General features: G+C 68.7%; 15 protein-coding genes and 1 pseudogene. 10 read left to right on the plus strand and 6 right to left on the minus strand.

All coding sequences use genetic code 11. From position 1 onward, the window contains the following. The first annotated feature begins 206 nt into the window (after window positions 1–206). Together ACFZBP_RS33635 and ACFZBP_RS33640 are read left to right on the plus strand one after the other, a co-directional pair. A complete protein-coding gene (locus ACFZBP_RS33635) occupies window positions 207–1,361 on the plus strand; it encodes an inorganic phosphate transporter (RefSeq protein ID WP_391418780.1) in 1,155 nt (384 codons plus the stop codon). 19 nt (window positions 1,362–1,380) lie between these two features. Beyond that, window positions 1,381–1,614: a hypothetical protein gene (locus ACFZBP_RS33640; protein WP_391418782.1), complete on the plus strand. Its 234-nt coding sequence runs from the start codon at window positions 1,381–1,383 to the stop codon at window positions 1,612–1,614. Window positions 1,615–1,742: 128 nt separating this feature from the next. Here ACFZBP_RS33640 and ACFZBP_RS33645 read toward each other — a convergent pair whose 3' ends face one another. Both ACFZBP_RS33645 and sodN read right to left on the minus strand, forming a co-directional pair. Next, window positions 1,743–3,191 (minus strand): hypothetical protein, encoded by a 1,449-nt coding sequence (locus ACFZBP_RS33645; protein WP_391418785.1) that lies wholly within the window; start codon window positions 3,189–3,191, stop codon window positions 1,743–1,745. Between the two features lie 412 nt (window positions 3,192–3,603). Then, window positions 3,604–3,999: a superoxide dismutase, Ni gene (gene sodN / locus ACFZBP_RS33650; protein WP_007491258.1), complete on the minus strand. Its 396-nt coding sequence runs from the start codon at window positions 3,997–3,999 to the stop codon at window positions 3,604–3,606. A 145-nt stretch (window positions 4,000–4,144) separates the two neighbouring features. Here sodN and sodX point away from each other — a divergent pair, with 145 nt between their 5' ends. After that, window positions 4,145–4,579, plus strand: a complete 435-nt coding sequence (sodX, locus tag ACFZBP_RS33655; protein WP_383452042.1) for a nickel-type superoxide dismutase maturation protease — start codon at window positions 4,145–4,147, stop codon at window positions 4,577–4,579. Here the strand turns inward: sodX and ACFZBP_RS33660 are convergent. Next, window positions 4,483–5,112 (minus strand): CGNR zinc finger domain-containing protein, encoded by a 630-nt coding sequence (locus ACFZBP_RS33660; protein ID WP_383451790.1) that lies wholly within the window; start codon window positions 5,110–5,112, stop codon window positions 4,483–4,485. The genes sodX and ACFZBP_RS33660 overlap by 97 nt on opposite strands. Before the next feature lie 111 nt (window positions 5,113–5,223). On the opposite strand from ACFZBP_RS33660, the gene ACFZBP_RS33665 reads away from it, so the two are divergent. From ACFZBP_RS33665 to ACFZBP_RS33675, 3 genes are all read left to right on the plus strand, one after another. Further along, window positions 5,224–5,997, plus strand: a complete 774-nt coding sequence (locus tag ACFZBP_RS33665; RefSeq protein ID WP_391418788.1) for a methyltransferase domain-containing protein — start codon at window positions 5,224–5,226, stop codon at window positions 5,995–5,997. Between the two features lie 100 nt (window positions 5,998–6,097). After that, window positions 6,098–6,478: a hypothetical protein gene (locus ACFZBP_RS33670; protein ID WP_391418790.1), complete on the plus strand. Its 381-nt coding sequence runs from the start codon at window positions 6,098–6,100 to the stop codon at window positions 6,476–6,478. A gap of 173 nt (window positions 6,479–6,651) precedes the next feature. Beyond that, the gene (locus ACFZBP_RS33675) at window positions 6,652–6,849 is read left to right on the plus strand and encodes a hypothetical protein (protein WP_391418792.1); all 198 of its coding nucleotides are present in this window, start codon (window positions 6,652–6,654) and stop codon (window positions 6,847–6,849) included. Between the two features lie 324 nt (window positions 6,850–7,173). Here ACFZBP_RS33675 and ACFZBP_RS33680 read toward each other — a convergent pair whose 3' ends face one another. Genes ACFZBP_RS33680 through ACFZBP_RS33690 form a run of 3 tightly spaced genes read right to left on the minus strand, consistent with a single transcriptional unit; the run spans window position 7,174 to window position 9,889 of the window. Next, window positions 7,174–7,935, minus strand: coding sequence for an ATP-binding cassette domain-containing protein (locus ACFZBP_RS33680; protein WP_391418794.1), 762 nt, complete (start codon window positions 7,933–7,935; stop codon window positions 7,174–7,176). Next, the gene (locus ACFZBP_RS33685) at window positions 7,932–8,894 is read right to left on the minus strand and encodes an ABC transporter permease subunit (RefSeq protein ID WP_391418796.1); all 963 of its coding nucleotides are present in this window, start codon (window positions 8,892–8,894) and stop codon (window positions 7,932–7,934) included. The genes ACFZBP_RS33680 and ACFZBP_RS33685 overlap by 4 nt, the downstream gene beginning before the upstream one ends. Window positions 8,895–8,926: 32 nt before the next feature. Beyond that, window positions 8,927–9,889: a transporter substrate-binding domain-containing protein gene (locus ACFZBP_RS33690; protein WP_391418798.1), complete on the minus strand. Its 963-nt coding sequence runs from the start codon at window positions 9,887–9,889 to the stop codon at window positions 8,927–8,929. A gap of 697 nt (window positions 9,890–10,586) precedes the next feature. On the opposite strand from ACFZBP_RS33690, the gene ACFZBP_RS33695 reads away from it, so the two are divergent. The 4 genes and pseudogenes from ACFZBP_RS33695 (at window position 10,587) to ACFZBP_RS33710 (ending at window position 14,075) form a co-directional block, all read left to right on the plus strand. Further along, window positions 10,587–11,810: a malic enzyme-like NAD(P)-binding protein gene (locus ACFZBP_RS33695; RefSeq protein WP_391418800.1), complete on the plus strand. Its 1,224-nt coding sequence runs from the start codon at window positions 10,587–10,589 to the stop codon at window positions 11,808–11,810. Window positions 11,811–12,213: 403 nt separating this feature from the next. Continuing rightward, window positions 12,214–13,176, plus strand: a complete 963-nt coding sequence (locus ACFZBP_RS33700) for a zinc-binding dehydrogenase (protein WP_391418802.1) — start codon at window positions 12,214–12,216, stop codon at window positions 13,174–13,176. 125 nt (window positions 13,177–13,301) lie between these two features. Continuing rightward, on the plus strand, window positions 13,302–13,511 hold the full coding sequence (locus ACFZBP_RS33705) for a helix-turn-helix domain-containing protein (protein ID WP_030049537.1): 210 nt from the start codon (window positions 13,302–13,304) through the stop codon (window positions 13,509–13,511). Next, window positions 13,511–14,075, plus strand: a pseudogene (locus tag ACFZBP_RS33710) (Clp protease N-terminal domain-containing protein). Before ACFZBP_RS33705 ends, ACFZBP_RS33710 begins: the two are co-directional and overlap by 1 nt. Window positions 14,076–14,120: the final 45 nt, after the last annotated feature.

The following is a 14,120-nucleotide window of genomic DNA, read 5'->3' on the forward strand; positions in this document are numbered from 1 at the left end:
GATCGTAGATCTGTCGGCAGCCCCTGCGCGGTCGCGGAGTCGGCCGCCGCCTCACGCACCTGCGGCAGCCGCCCGCCGTAGCTGTACGGCACCCGCCGGGGGCGCCACCGCGGCTTCCCGGGCCCTTACCAACCGCGCGCGGACTCCTGGGACACGCTTTGCCGGCGGTTCGCCGCGAATTGGCCCGCGCTTGTTTGCATGGGGGAATGGACCACATCACGTTCCTGGTGGCGGTCGTCATCGTGACGGCCCTCGCCTTCGACTTCACCAACGGATTCCACGACACGGCGAACGCGATGGCCACCTCCATCGCCACGGGGGCGCTCAAACCAAGGACGGCCGTGCTCATCAGCGGTGTCCTGAACGTCGTCGGTGCCTTCCTCTCCACCGAGGTCGCCAAGACGATCTCCGGCGGCATCGTGGACGACACGCTCGTCAGCCCGGGCATGATCTTCGCCGGGCTCGTCGGGGCCATTCTGTGGAATCTGCTCACCTGGCTGGTCGGGCTGCCGTCCAGCTCGTCGCACGCGCTGTTCGGCGGGCTGATCGGCGCTGTCTGGGTGGGTGCGGGGTCGCACGGCGTGCACTTTGACAAGGTTGTCGAGAAGGTGCTGGTCCCGGCGGTGGCCTCGCCGATCGTCGCGGGGGTCGCGGCGCTGCTGGCCACGTTCCTGGCCTACAAGCTCACCGCGCGCGCCCGCAGCCAGTCCGTCACCAAGGGCTTCCGGGTCGGGCAGATCGCCTCGGCCTCGCTGGTCTCCCTGGCGCACGGCACCAACGACGCGCAGAAGACGATGGGAGTCATCACGCTGACCCTGATCTCGGCCGGCGCGCTGGGCCACGACGCGGGCCCGCCCCTGTGGGTGATCGCCTCGGCCGGCCTGGCGATCGGCCTGGGTACCTACCTCGGTGGCTGGCGGATCATCCGCACCATGGGCAAGGGCCTCACGGAGATCCAGTCCCCGCAGGGCTTCGCCGCCGAGACGGCCTCCACGACGGTCATCCTCACCTCGGCCCACCTGGGCTTCGCCCTGTCCACCACGCAGGTCGCCTCGGGCAGCATCCTCGGCGCGGGCCTCGGCCGGCGGCTGGCGGAGGTCCGCTGGGGTGTCGCCGGGCGCATGGTCGTGGCCTGGATGGTCACCCTGCCCGCCGCCGCCCTCGTCGGCGGGGTCTCGGCGAGCGCGGTCAAGCACGGCGGCGACCTCGGTACGGCCGTGGTCGCCCTGGTCGGCGCGGCCGTCGCCACCGGCATCGTGCTCGTCTCCCGGCGCAACCCGGTGTCCGCGCACAACGTGAACGACGCCCACGAGGTCACGATCCGCGGCACCGAGCCGACCAAGGTCGGTACGGCCGCCTGAGACAAAAGGAGTTCCCATCATGAACCTCGACTGGACCGCACTCGGCCAGGTCGCCGCGGTGAGCCTCGCCGTCACCGTGGCCGTGGTCGCCGTCTTCGCCCTCGGCGTGCTGGGCCTGGCCCGCTACGAAGGCGCGCGCGAGGAGACCGGCGGCACCTCCGCCCTCGGCCTCACGCAGGCCGGGCTGTGCTTCGTCGCCTGCGCGGCGGTGGTGGCGTACGGGATCTATCTGATCGTGCCGCCGTTCCACTGACGGGCAGTTCCCTTGCCGGACAGTTCCCATGCCGGACAGTTCCCTTGACGGGCAGTTCCTTGATGGACGCCGACAGTCAGGGCCCGGTCGGGGGGAACGGTCGGGCCCTGACTGCTGCTGACGCCTTCTCAGAGCCGCTCGTAGGCCGTCACGCGTCGCCCACGGACCTGTACGTCCGCCACCACCGTGAAGTGCTCCTTCAGTACGGCGGCCTTCGTCCGGTCCCGCTCGGCGGAGACGGGCCGCGCCACCGCCGGCACGTCCGTGACCAGCAGTATGCGCCGCTGCGCCAGCATCGCCTCCCGTATCCGGGCCGGACCCGCCTCCTCGCCCTTCAACGTCCCCGACTCCACCGGGCCCTTCGCCAGCGCTATGTCCAGCAACCCGGCGAAGTCGTCGGGGCAGACCAGCGCGGTGTCGCGCCGGGCCGCCGGTACGAAGACCACCGCGTCCCCGTCCTGCTTCAGCCGCCGTACGTCGGCCGCCACCGCCAGGACGTCGTCCACCCGGCTCGACGGGGACCGCTTGGCCAGCGACTGCGGCAACAGGGCGACGACGGCCACGGTGACCGCGAGTGGGACGAGCCAGGGCGCCGCTCTCGGGAACCGCGGCCTGCTCACCCGTACGGCCGTCCTCAGCGCCGTACCGATCAGCAGCGCCAGCCCGAGCATGCTGAACAGCACATAGCGGTCCAGGAAGAGAGGCCGGACCAGGGAGAGCCCGAGGAGGCCGAGTTGCGGCACGGCCAGCAGCGGCAGCCCGACCGCCGCCGGGGACAGCCGTCCCGCGCACGGCCGGTCCAGCAGGGCCGCGAGCCCGCCGATCGTCAGCAGGACCGCCGGGCCGATCAGCATGTGCCAGGTCAGCGGCGGTATCCAGGACACCTGGGCCGACTGACGCCGGCTGAACAGGATCAACGGCAGTACGGCCGCCAGGGCGAGCGTCGCGGCCGGAGCCCAGTACCGCCAGATCCGGCGGGGCGCCCGTACCCAGAGCAGGGTGGCCAGATGGGCGGGCAGGATCAGCAGGGACAGCCAGTTCAGCAGCCCGCACACGGCGACCGTGCCGGCGTACGCGACCCAGTGCACCGGTCGGGCCCGGCCCTCCAGGGCGGTCACCAGCAACAGGGTCGCGATCCCGGCGCCGGCCGCGACCAGCGCGTACGGGCGGCCCTCCTGGAGGTAGAACTGCACGGCCGGAAGCAGTCCGAACGCCAGCCCTCCCGCGAGGCCCGCCCAGACCCCGGCCAGCCGTTGCCCGACGACCGTCACACAGGCCGCGGCGACCGCCATGGCCAGCACGGAGGGCAGGCGCAGGGCCGTGGTACCGGCGCCGAAGCAGGCGAACACGCCGTGCATCAGCAGGTAGTAGAGCCCGTGCACGGCGTCGACCTGCCCCAGCATGTGCCAGATGTCGGCGACCGGCCGCCGGGCCACCTGCCAGGTCGCCGCCTCGTCCCGCCACACACTGTGCTGCCGGGACAGGCCCCACAGACCGAGCGCGAGGGTCCACAGCAGCGGGATCGGCCAGAGAGGCAGGCGGCGGCGCAGGGGGTTCTCCCGGGGTCGGCGTTCCATCCGGCGGGGGCCGGCCACGCCGCCGGGTGACTGGTCCCCTGATGTGGTCCCACTCGCCCGCTCGTCGCAGAGCACGGAAAACCCCGCCTCGGCCGCACGGGCACGAGACGGGGTCGGAGCGCTGCTCACTCCCCCTGTGAATTCACCAAGAACCTACGGGAAGCGGAGGATGCGGGGCCACTGTCCGGCGCGTGAACACAATCACCGCCGATACACGGAACCGTGAGGGAGCCGGGTGGCCGATTTGCCGCGCTTGGCCGGTAATTGAAGGATCGTGTCTCCTGCCGCGGGGCCCCGGAACAAGACCGCACCCGGACCGTCACGACCGCCGGTCTCGGCGGGCCTGCGGGCCGGGTGCGGGAGGTGGAGCGGGCGATCGGAGAGATCGCGGGTCCAAGGGGCGTGACCGAGGTCAGGCCTTCTTGGTCTCCCAGAAGATCTTGTCGATCTGGGCGATGTAGTCCAGAGCCTTCTGGCCGGTGGCCGGGTCGGTCGAGCCCTTGGCGGCCGAGAGGGCCTTGAGGGCGTCGTTGACCAGCTGGTGCAGCTCCGGGTACTTCTCGAAGTGCGGGGGCTTGAAGTAGTCGCTCCAGAGCACCGAGACGTGGTGCTTGGCGAGCTCGGCGCGCTGCTCCTTGATGACGGTGGCACGCGCCTGGAAGTGCGGGTCGTCGTTGGCGGCCATCTTTTCCTGTACGGCCTTCACCGACTCCGCCTCGATGCGGGCCTGGGCCGGGTCGTACACACCGCAGGGCAGGTCGCAGTGTGCGCTGACCTTGACCTTGGGGGCAAACAGGCGGGAAAGCATGGAGCATTCCTTCCTCGTGATCGTCTTCTCAGGTGGGACATTACTCCCTGCGAGACGGGTTTTCGCGAGTGCCCCCATGGGCTTAGGACAAAAGTCCAGGGTCAGACTGAGACTGGTGGAGGACAGTACCGGGGAGGTGCCGGGGATGCCGGAGTTGTCGCAGGACGTCGAGCGCGGGCGGGCCGCTCAGCCCTTCGGGTGGGCCGAGGTGACCGGGCCGTCGATGGTGCCCACGCTGTATCACGGCGATCTGCTCGTGGTGTGGCACCGGGGCCGGATCCGGCCCGGGGACGTGGTGGTGCTGCGGCATCCGTTCCAGCAGGACCTGCTGGTCGTCAAGCGTGCCGCCGAGAAGCGCGAGGGCGGGTGGTGGGTCCTCGGGGACAACGCCTACGCCGGTGGCGACAGCACCGACTACGGGGTGGTGCCGGACGAGCTGATCCTGGGCAAGGTCCGCTTCCGGTACCGGCCGCGCAAGCCGGATCAGCGCTCGCCGTTCGCGCTGGCGCGCTGGGCGGTGTCGGCGGTACGGCCCGTCTTCGCCGACCGGTCGGCCTCCAGGCGTTTGCGGGCGCGGTAGGCCGCCACGTTGGCGCGGGTCGCGCAGCGGTCCGAGCAGTAGCGCCGGGAGCGGTTGGTGGACGTGTCCAGGTAGGCGTTGCGGCACGGGGGTGCCTCGCACAGGCCCAGGCGGTCGACGCCGTACTCGGTGAGGTGGAAGGCCAGCCCCATCGCCGCGATGGCCGCGTAGCCGGCGGTCGCGTTGGACGGGTGGTCCGCGAGGTGCATGTGCCACAGCGGGCGGCCGTCGTCGTCCCGGAAGTCGTGGCCGGAGATCTGCGGGCTCACCGGGAACTCCAGGAGGAGCGCGTTCAGCAGGTTCACCGCCAGCGCCTCGTCGCCGTTGTCCGCGGCCTCGAAGACCGCCCTGAGCCGCGCTCGTACCGAGCGGAAGCGGGTGACGTCGCCGTCGGTGGCGCGGCGGGCCGCCTCCTGGCTGCCGCCGAACAGGTCGCGGACGGCCTCGACCGAGGTCAGCGAGTCCTTGCCCCGGGCCGGGTCCTCGCTGTTGACGAGTCGTACGGCGTAATCCGAGTAATAGGCCAGTTCCACTTGTAGTCCTTACGGAGGCGTTCTATCGTCGTGGTGCGGTCGGGTAACAGCTGATCGTGCTTCCAGGGTATTACGTAAAGCGTTTGTGTGACGTACGCGATGGAGGGTTCTATGACGGACACGGACATCACCACCACGGCCGGCGCCGACTGGCCGGCCTGGCAGCAGAGCTGGGACCGCCAGCAGGAGTGGTACATGCCCGACCGCGAGGAACGCTTCCGGATCATGCTCGACATGGTCGAGGCCCTGGTCGGCCCCGCTCCGCGCGTGCTCGATCTCGCGTGCGGCACGGGAAGTATCACGGCCCGGCTCTTCGCCCGGTTCCCGGCGGCCACCAGTACGGGCGTCGACCTCGACCCCGCCCTCCTCGCCATCGCCGAGGGCACCTTCGCCGGCGACGACCGGGTCACCTTCGTCACCGCCGACCTCAAGGACCCCGACTGGCCGGCGAAGCTGCCGTACGACTCGTACGACGCCGTCCTGACCGCCACGGCCCTGCACTGGCTGCACCGTGAACCACTCGCGGCCCTCTACGGTCAGGTCGCGGAGCTGGTCCGCGACGGCGGTGTGTTCCTGAACGCGGACCACATGATCGACGACTCGACGCCCCGGATCAACGCGGCCGAGCGCGCCCTGCGCCACGCCCGTATGGATCAGGCCAAGGCGGACGGCGCCCTCGACTGGTCCGAGTGGTGGCAGCTCGCGGCGCAGGACCCGGTCCTCGCCGAACCCACGGCCCGGCGCTTCGCCATCTACGGCGAGCACGCCGACGGCGACATGCCGTCCGCCCAGTGGCACGCGCGCGTGCTCCGCGAGAAGGGCTTCGGCGAGGCCCGGCCCGTGTGGTGCTCACCCTCGGACACTCTGCTGCTCGCGCTGAAGTGACGACAGGGCCCGAAAGGCAGTGGCACCGAGCAGAGGCGGTACGGGAAATTCGTACCGCCTCTTCCGCGTCCTGACGGGGGTCCCGGCGCCCCTGGAAGGGGTGAGACGGTCCGTCACCCTGGACCGCGGCGTCGGGTATCTCAACATCCAGGTCTTCCCGGGCCGGCGGGAGGACTCGCCGGTGCCGGTCCGGGAGCGGTGCTCGTCGTACGTCCCGGGGACGACGGCGACCTGTGTCCCCGAGACGCTGCCGCACGGCGATCTGCGTGAGTCCACCGAGCTGACGCAGGAGAGCAGCAGGGGCGGCACCACATGGGGGCCCAAGCGTTCCGTGCGGCTGTTCACCAAGGGTTACCTGGTCATGATCACGGCCGGCAGCGGCTTGGAGGGCAAGCAGGCGCTGGGGCCCGGGCTCGACGCCCCGCCGCTGACGGCGGACCAACTGCGCGCCGTGGTCATGGCGCCCGAGCTGCTGCCGTAGGGCGCGGTACATGCTGAAGGGGCGGTACGAGGATCTCGTACCGCCCCAGCGTCGTACCGTCAGAGCACGGTAGCAGGAAGCGCCGAAACGTTATCTGCTAAACGTGATGAAACTCGACTTCAGCGACCAGATGTCCAGGCCACCATGGGCTCGGACTCCCACGATTCTGCGCCATGGGCGCCGTCACGTATCACGGTCCAGAAAGTCACCAGTTCACCTTCCGGAAGGTCTACATCGCATTTCGTGGGAGGGTTATTGGCACCATTCGCATCATGGCATTCCCCGTGGCGACCGCCGTCCAGCATCCATATGAGAACCCCACGCTTGCTGTCAGCACGCAGATCCTGGACAGTGAAGATGTCGCCTGTTGAGTAGAAGCATCCAGGTACAGGAGAGTAGGGGGCATTGCAGAACTTGGTGGTCGTAGCGGCCTGGGCCGGTGAGCCAACGGCGAGCAATGCCCCCATGGAAGCGACCGCCGTAGTAGCCGCTATAGCTATCCTTCTTGCTGCCCGCATATGCGCATCCTAGGTCAGGGATGGATTTGAACGTTGAAATGATTCACCATTCAGTTCCCGGGACCCTAGCTTGATCGTTCCTCGAGTAGCAACAAGTTTGAGGTTTTTCTGAGGTGCTGTGCGGGCTCCGCATTTGAAAAGCATCGGAGCCCGCACTTGCATTGGTTCTTTCGAGCCTCAGAGCACCTTGGACAGGAACGCCTGCGTCCGCTCGTGCTGCGGGTTGGTCAGGACCTCGCGCGGGTCGCCGGACTCGACGACCACGCCGCCGTCCATGAAGACCAGGCTGTCGCCGACCTCGCGGGCGAAGCCCATCTCATGGGTGACGACGACCATCGTCATACCGGATTCGGCCAGGTCGCGCATGACGTCGAGGACGTCGCCGACCAGCTCCGGGTCCAGGGCCGAGGTCGGCTCGTCGAAGAGCATCAGCTTCGGGTCCATAGCCAGCGCCCGGGCGATGGCGACGCGCTGCTGCTGGCCGCCGGAGAGCTGCGAGGGGTAGCTGCCGGCCTTGTCGGCCAGGCCGACGCGGTCGAGCAGCTCCCGTGCACGCTCCCTGGCCTGGGCCTTGCTCACGCCCTTGACCTGGATCGGCGCCTCCATGACGTTCTCCACCGCCGTCATGTGCGGGAACAGGTTGAACCGCTGGAACACCATGCCGATGTCCCGGCGCTGGAGCGCGACCTCGCTGTCCTTGAGCTCGTACAGCTTGTCGCCCTTCTGGCGGTAGCCGACCAGCTGGCCGTCGACATACAGCCGACCGGAGTTGATCTTCTCCAGGTGATTGATGCACCGCAGGAACGTCGACTTGCCGGAGCCGGAGGGGCCGATGAGGCAGAACACCTCGCCGGACTTCACCTCCAGGTCGATGCCCTTGAGGACCTGTACGGGGCCGAAGGACTTGTGGACGCCCTCGGCCTTCACCATGGCGGTCATGCCGCACCCCTTTCGCGGCTGAACGAGAGCAGGTTGGCCTTGACCTTCTGCCACGGCGTCGCCGGCAGGTTCCGGGACGAGCCACGGGCGTAGCGGCGCTCCAGGTAGTACTGGAAGACGCTGAAGACGCTGGTCATGACCAGATACCAGATGGAGGCCACGAAAAGCATCTCCATCACTGCGTATGAGGTTGAGCCGATCGATGTGGCGGAGCGTGTCAGTTCCGGATACGACACCACATACACCAGCGACGAAGTCTTCAGCATGTTGATGAACTCGTTGCCCGTGGGTGGCACGATCACCCGCATCGCCTGCGGGACGACGATGCGGCGCAGCGTCTTGCTGTGGCTCATGCCCAGTGCGTGCGAGGCCTCGGTCTGGCCCTCGTCGACGGCCATCAGACCGGCGCGGCAGATCTCGGCCATGTATGCCGCCTCGTTCAGGCCCAGACCCAGCAGGGCCGCCATGAACGGGGTCATGACGTCGACCATCTCGTCCTTGTAGATCGGACCGAGATTCAGCACGGGGAAGATCAGCGCCAGGTTGAACCACAGCAGCAGCTGGACGTAGACCGGCGTGCCGCGGAAGAACCAGATGTAGAGCCAGGCGACCCAGCTCGTCACGGGGTTCTTCGAGAGCCGCATCACGGCGAGCACGATGCCCAGAACCACGCCCATGGCCATTGCCAGGACACTGATCAGCAGGGTGCGGCCGGCCCCGGCGACGATGCTGGAGTCGAACAGCTTGTCGCCGACCGCGTTCCACTGGATCTTCTCGGCGGTGGCGAAGGCGTTGACGAGCAGGGCCACCAGGGCCAGCACGACGACACCGCTGACCCAGCGGCCGTAGTGCCGTACCGGAATGGCCTTGATCGCCTCGGGCGGGACGGCCCCGCCCTTCTTGGAGACGGCGGCCGACGGCTTCGCGTCGGCCGGCTCCTTGTCGAACTTGTCAGTCACTGTGACTGCCCTTCAGTGCTTGCCCGGGACGGTCACTTGCCGCCGTTGATCGCGGCCTTGTCGATCGCGCCGGACTCGGCGCCCCACTTCTCGAGGATCTTCTTGTACGTGCCGTCCTCGATGATCGCGTTGACGGCCTCTTCGAGGGCCGCGGTGAGCTGCTTGTTCTCCTTGTTCACCGCGATGCCGAACGGACCGGCGTCGACCTGCTCGCCGACGACCTCGAAGTCGTTGCCGCCGCCGGACTTGCGGGCCAGGTCCACGGCGACCGGGTAGTCGTTGACGCCGGCGACCGCGCCGCCCGACTTCACGCGGGTCTGGGCCTCGGTGTCGTTCTCGAACGACTCGATGTTGATCTTCTTCTTGCCGTCGTCCGTGCAGGCCTTGGACTGGGTCTGCAGGGCCTTCTCGTACGTCGTGCCGCGCTGGACGGCCGCCGTCTGGCCGCAGAGGTCCTCGATCGAGTTGATCTTCTTCGGGTTGCCCTTCTGGACGTACACGGCGGTGCCGGCCGTGAAGTAGTCGACGAAGTCGACGCCCGGGCCGAGCTTCTTGCCCTTGTCGTCCAGACCCTCCTGACGCTGCGGGGTGTCCGTGATGGAGGACATGGCGACGTCGTAGCGACCGGAGTTCAGGGCGGTGATCAGGCCGTCGAAGGAGCCCGAGGTGAACTGGAACTCCACGCCGAGCTTCTCGCCCAGCGCGGCGGCGATGTCGGGGTCGACGCCGACGATCTTGCCGCCCTCCTGGAACTCCATCGGGGCGTACTCGGCGTTCGTGCCGGCCTTGATGACGCCCGCGTCCTGGATCTTCTTGGGCAGCTTGGCGAAGAGCGGGGCGGTGCTCGACTTCCCCGTCTCGGTGCTGTCGCTGCCGCTGTCGTTCGTCTGGTCACCGCAGCCGGTGAGAATCAGGGCGCCTGCGACCGCGATCGAGCCGACCGCTGCCAGCCGGGAGCGCGTGGCGGTCGTACGACGGGTGGAGCTTGCGGTCATGGTGGGTTCCTCCGGCGGATGGGTGGAGTTGCCGATGGGGCGGGCTCCCGCCGATGGGCTCGGCCGGGTGCCTTGTTTTCCTAGGTCGACGAGAGCACACGCCTTCGAGTGCCGCGACCTCGTGTGATTACGGCATCTTGCCATTCGGACTTAGGCATTCAGGGCGCCCGCGATGTCAAAATCGGATAACGGGTGGCTTCCGAACCGCCTCAGGTCGGACATCCTGGCCGCACCTTCTACGGGAATCCGCCCTTCCGGCCGAAAGATCTTCGGTGAATCCCGGGATGTGGGCGAGTTGTGGATCGATCATGGCCGGTCCGGGGTCGGCGGCCGGGATGTTTACGGGTGGACGATTGCTCTTTGCACTGTACGCCGTAGATTGTCCGCTTATTTGGTCACGAATCACACCGGCATCGTCATCGGTCCGTGTCCGATTCGTGTCGTCCGCGTGCGTGTTTCCCTTCCTGTCATGTGATCTTGCACGTATTGGACTCGTCGTCGGCGCCGTCCGTCCGGTAAGAAGGTTCTTTACACCCCTCATCCGGGGCTCAGGGCGCGTGTGCGGCGCGCCCGTCGCGTATGTGCCCGTACGTCGTACGTCGTACGTATCAACGAGCAGGGTCATGCGCGGTCCCGCCCACTTCTCACCAGGAGTGGTCCCACCCTCAAACCATGAACACTTAAGGGGTCAGACAAAGTGGCAGCGGAGATCGTCAATCCTCGCAGCGGCGGCAATACCGATCAGGACGGCGGGGTCGAACCCCTCGATTCCTTCGATCCTGCCTTCGCGCTGCACCGTGGCGGCAAGATGGCCGTGCAGGCCACCGTGCCGGTCCGCGACAAGGACGACCTGTCCCTGGCGTACACGCCCGGCGTCGCGAAGGTGTGCAGCGCGATCGCCGAGCAGCCGGAGCTCGTGCACGACTACACGTGGAAGTCGTCCGTGGTCGCCGTCGTGACCGACGGCACGGCCGTTCTCGGGCTCGGGGACATCGGGCCCGAGGCCTCCCTTCCGGTGATGGAGGGGAAGGCGATTCTGTTCAAGCAGTTCGGCGGCGTCGACGCCGTGCCGATCGCGCTGGACTGCACCGGCGTCGACGAGATCGTCGAGACCGTGGTCCGGCTCGCACCGTCCTTCGGTGGTGTGAACCTGGAGGACATCTCGGCGCCCCGGTGCTTCGAGATCGAGCGCAAGCTCCAGGAGCGGCTGGACATTCCGGTCTTCCATGACGACCAGCACGGTACGGCCGTGGTGACGCTGGCCGCGCTGCGGAACGCCGCGCGGCTGACCGGGAAGGGGCTCGGGGATCTGCGGGCCGTCATCTCGGGCGCCGGGGCGGCGGGTGTCGCGATCGCCAAGATGCTGGTCGAGGCCGGCATCGGGGATGTCGCGGTCGCCGACCGCAAGGGCATCGTGTCGGCCGACCGGGACGACCTGACGTCGGTCAAGCGGGAGCTTGCCGGGTTCACGAACAAGGCGGGCATCACCGGGTCGCTGGAGGCGGCTCTGGAGGGCGCGGACGTCTTCATCGGCGTGTCCGGCGGCACCGTGCCGGAGGAGGCCGTCGCCTCCATGGCCGAGGGCGCGTTCGTGTTCGCCATGGCCAACCCGAACCCCGAGGTGCACCCCGACGTCGCGCACAAGTACGCGGCGGTCGTGGCGACCGGGCGGTCGGACTTCCCGAACCAGATCAACAACGTGCTGGCGTTCCCCGGGATCTTCGCGGGGGCGCTGCAGGTTCGGGCGTCGCGGATCACCGAGGGCATGAAGATCGCTGCGGCTGAGGCGCTGGCGGCTGTGGTGGGGGACGACCTTGCCGCGGACTACGTCATTCCGTCGCCGTTCGACGAGCGGGTGGCGCCGGCGGTCACTGCCGCGGTGGCCGCTGCGGCTCGGGCGGAGGGGGTTGCTCGGCGGTGACCGGCTCTGCCGTGAGCTGAGCTGAGCTGTCGCTGAGCTGAGTTGTGGATGGCCTCGCCCTGGTGGGCGGGGCCATCTTTTTGGGTGGGTGCGGCCGATTGAGCGGGGATGCCTGCGGCGGCCCGCTGCGGTGAGTGGGGGTTCGCGTAGCGCGGTTCGGTGAGGGGTGGGGCGGGGCCGTGGGGGGGGGGGGGGGGTCCGTCCTCGGTCGGGCGGTTCGGCTGCCTTGAGATGTGCTGTGCGTTGACGCCCGCCGCTGCGGGCGGACACCCCCCGGCACGTCCCCTTGCCGCCGTACGCGGGTGCGGCGCCTGCCACCTCAGGTTTCGTGGCTCGTCAAGCGGGCGTGTCTCACAGGGGGCTGTGGTTCCGTCGGGCGAGCGGGGAGCCTATCGTCAAGGTCATGTTCGCTGTCTACGCCGCCCGAATCGACCGCGACGAGCCGCTCTCCGGACTGGAGTTGGGGGAGCGTCCGGCCCCTGGGGCCCGCGCCGGTTGGAGTACCGTCAACGTCAAGGCCGCCTCGCTCAATCATCACGATCTCTGGTCACTGCGGGGCGTGGGTCTGCCCGAGGAGCGGTTGCCGATGATCCTCGGCTGTGATGCCGCCGGGATCGACGAGGACGGCAATGAGGTCGTCCTGCACTCGGTGATCGGACAGAGTGGGCATGGGGTGGGGCCCAAGGAGCCGCGGTCGATTCTGACGGAGCGGTATCAGGGGACCTTCGCCGAGCAGGTCGCCGTGCCCACGTGGAATGTGCTGCCCAAGCCGAAGGAGCTGTCCTTCGAGGAGGCGGCCTGTCTGCCTACGGCCTGGCTGACCGCCTATCGGATGCTGTTCACCAATGCGGGCGTACGGCCCGGGGACTCGGTGCTGGTGCAGGGGGCGGGGGGTGGCGTCGCCACCGCTGCCATCGTGCTCGGGAAGGCCGCGGGGCTGCGGGTCTTCGCCACCAGTCGGGACGAGGCCAAGCGGAAGCGGGCCCTGGAGCTCGGGGCCGTGGAGGCGGTGGAGTCCGGGGCTCGGCTGCCGGAGCGGGTCGATGCCGTGATCGAGACGGTCGGTGCCGCCACTTGGTCGCACTCCGTGAAGTCGCTGAAGCCCGGGGGCACGCTGGTGATCTCCGGTGCCACGAGTGGGGATCGGCCCTCGCACGCCGAGCTCACGCGGATCTTCTTCCTGGAGTTGAAGGTCGTCGGGTCCACGATGGGGACGAAGGACGAGCTGGAGGATCTGCTGGCCTTCTGTGCCGCCACGGGTGTGCGGCCGGTGATCGACGAGGTGCTTCCGATGGAGCGGGCCCGGGAGGGCTTTGAGCGGATGGCTTCGGGTGAGCAGTTCGGGAAGATCGTACTGACTAACTGAGTTTGTCGGGGCGGTAGTTGTCGTAGTTGCGCCTTGTAGTGGGTCTGGGGCTTTGCCCCCGGGCCCGCCTTTTTTCATGTCAACTGGGGTTGACGTTTGGTGGGCGTCAACTTAGGTTGACAGGTATGGGTGAAGCCACAGATCTTGCCGAGCGGGCCGGGGATCGCGATCCGCGGGTCGGGTTGCGAGCCGTTGCGGCGTTGCGACGGCTGCTGGAGCAGTTGGAGGCGGTTCAGGTGCGCAGTGCGCGCAACCAGGGGTGGTCGTGGCAGGAGATCGCCGCGGAACTCGGGGTCAGCAGGCAGGCCGTGCACAAGAAGTACGGGAGGCGTTGATGTTCGAGCGGTTCACGAAGGACGCCCGTGCGGTGGTGACCGGGGCGGTTGAGTACGCCGGGGAGGCTGGCGGGCGGACAGTCGATGCCGAGCATCTGCTGCTTGCGCTGCTCGATCGGGAAGGGAGCCGGGCCTCGTTCGCGCTCGCCGCGCTGGGGGGTGGGCGGTGGCTGGACTCAGTGCGGGGGGCGTTGGGGGAGGCTCGGCGGCGAGGTGGGCTTTCGCAGGCCGAGGCCGAGGCGCTGGCCGGGCTGGGGATCGATGTGGGAGAGGTCGTCGCCCGGGTGGAGGAGGTTCACGGGGTCGGGGCGTTGTCCGGGGACCCGAAGGACAAGGGGTGGTGGTCCGGGCGGCCATCGTTCAGTCGGGGGGGCCAAGGACGTGCTGGAGCGGTCGTTGCGTATCGCAGTCGCCCAGCGGGACCGGCACATCGGTGACGAGCACATCCTGCTCGCGCTCGTCGGCCGGCCCGGTGTCGCCGCCGAGGTGCTCGCCGATCACGGAGTGACCTATGAGGCCGTCACCCGGGTGCTGTACGGGGGAGGGGAGGCGAAGGCTGGATGAGGCCGGGTGAGGTCGGGTGAGGCTGGGAGCTTGCCTGGGCTCGGC

The sequence above is a fragment of the Streptomyces sp. NPDC008086 genome (assembly GCF_042957325.1).
Lineage (GTDB): Bacteria > Actinomycetota > Actinomycetes > Streptomycetales > Streptomycetaceae > Streptomyces.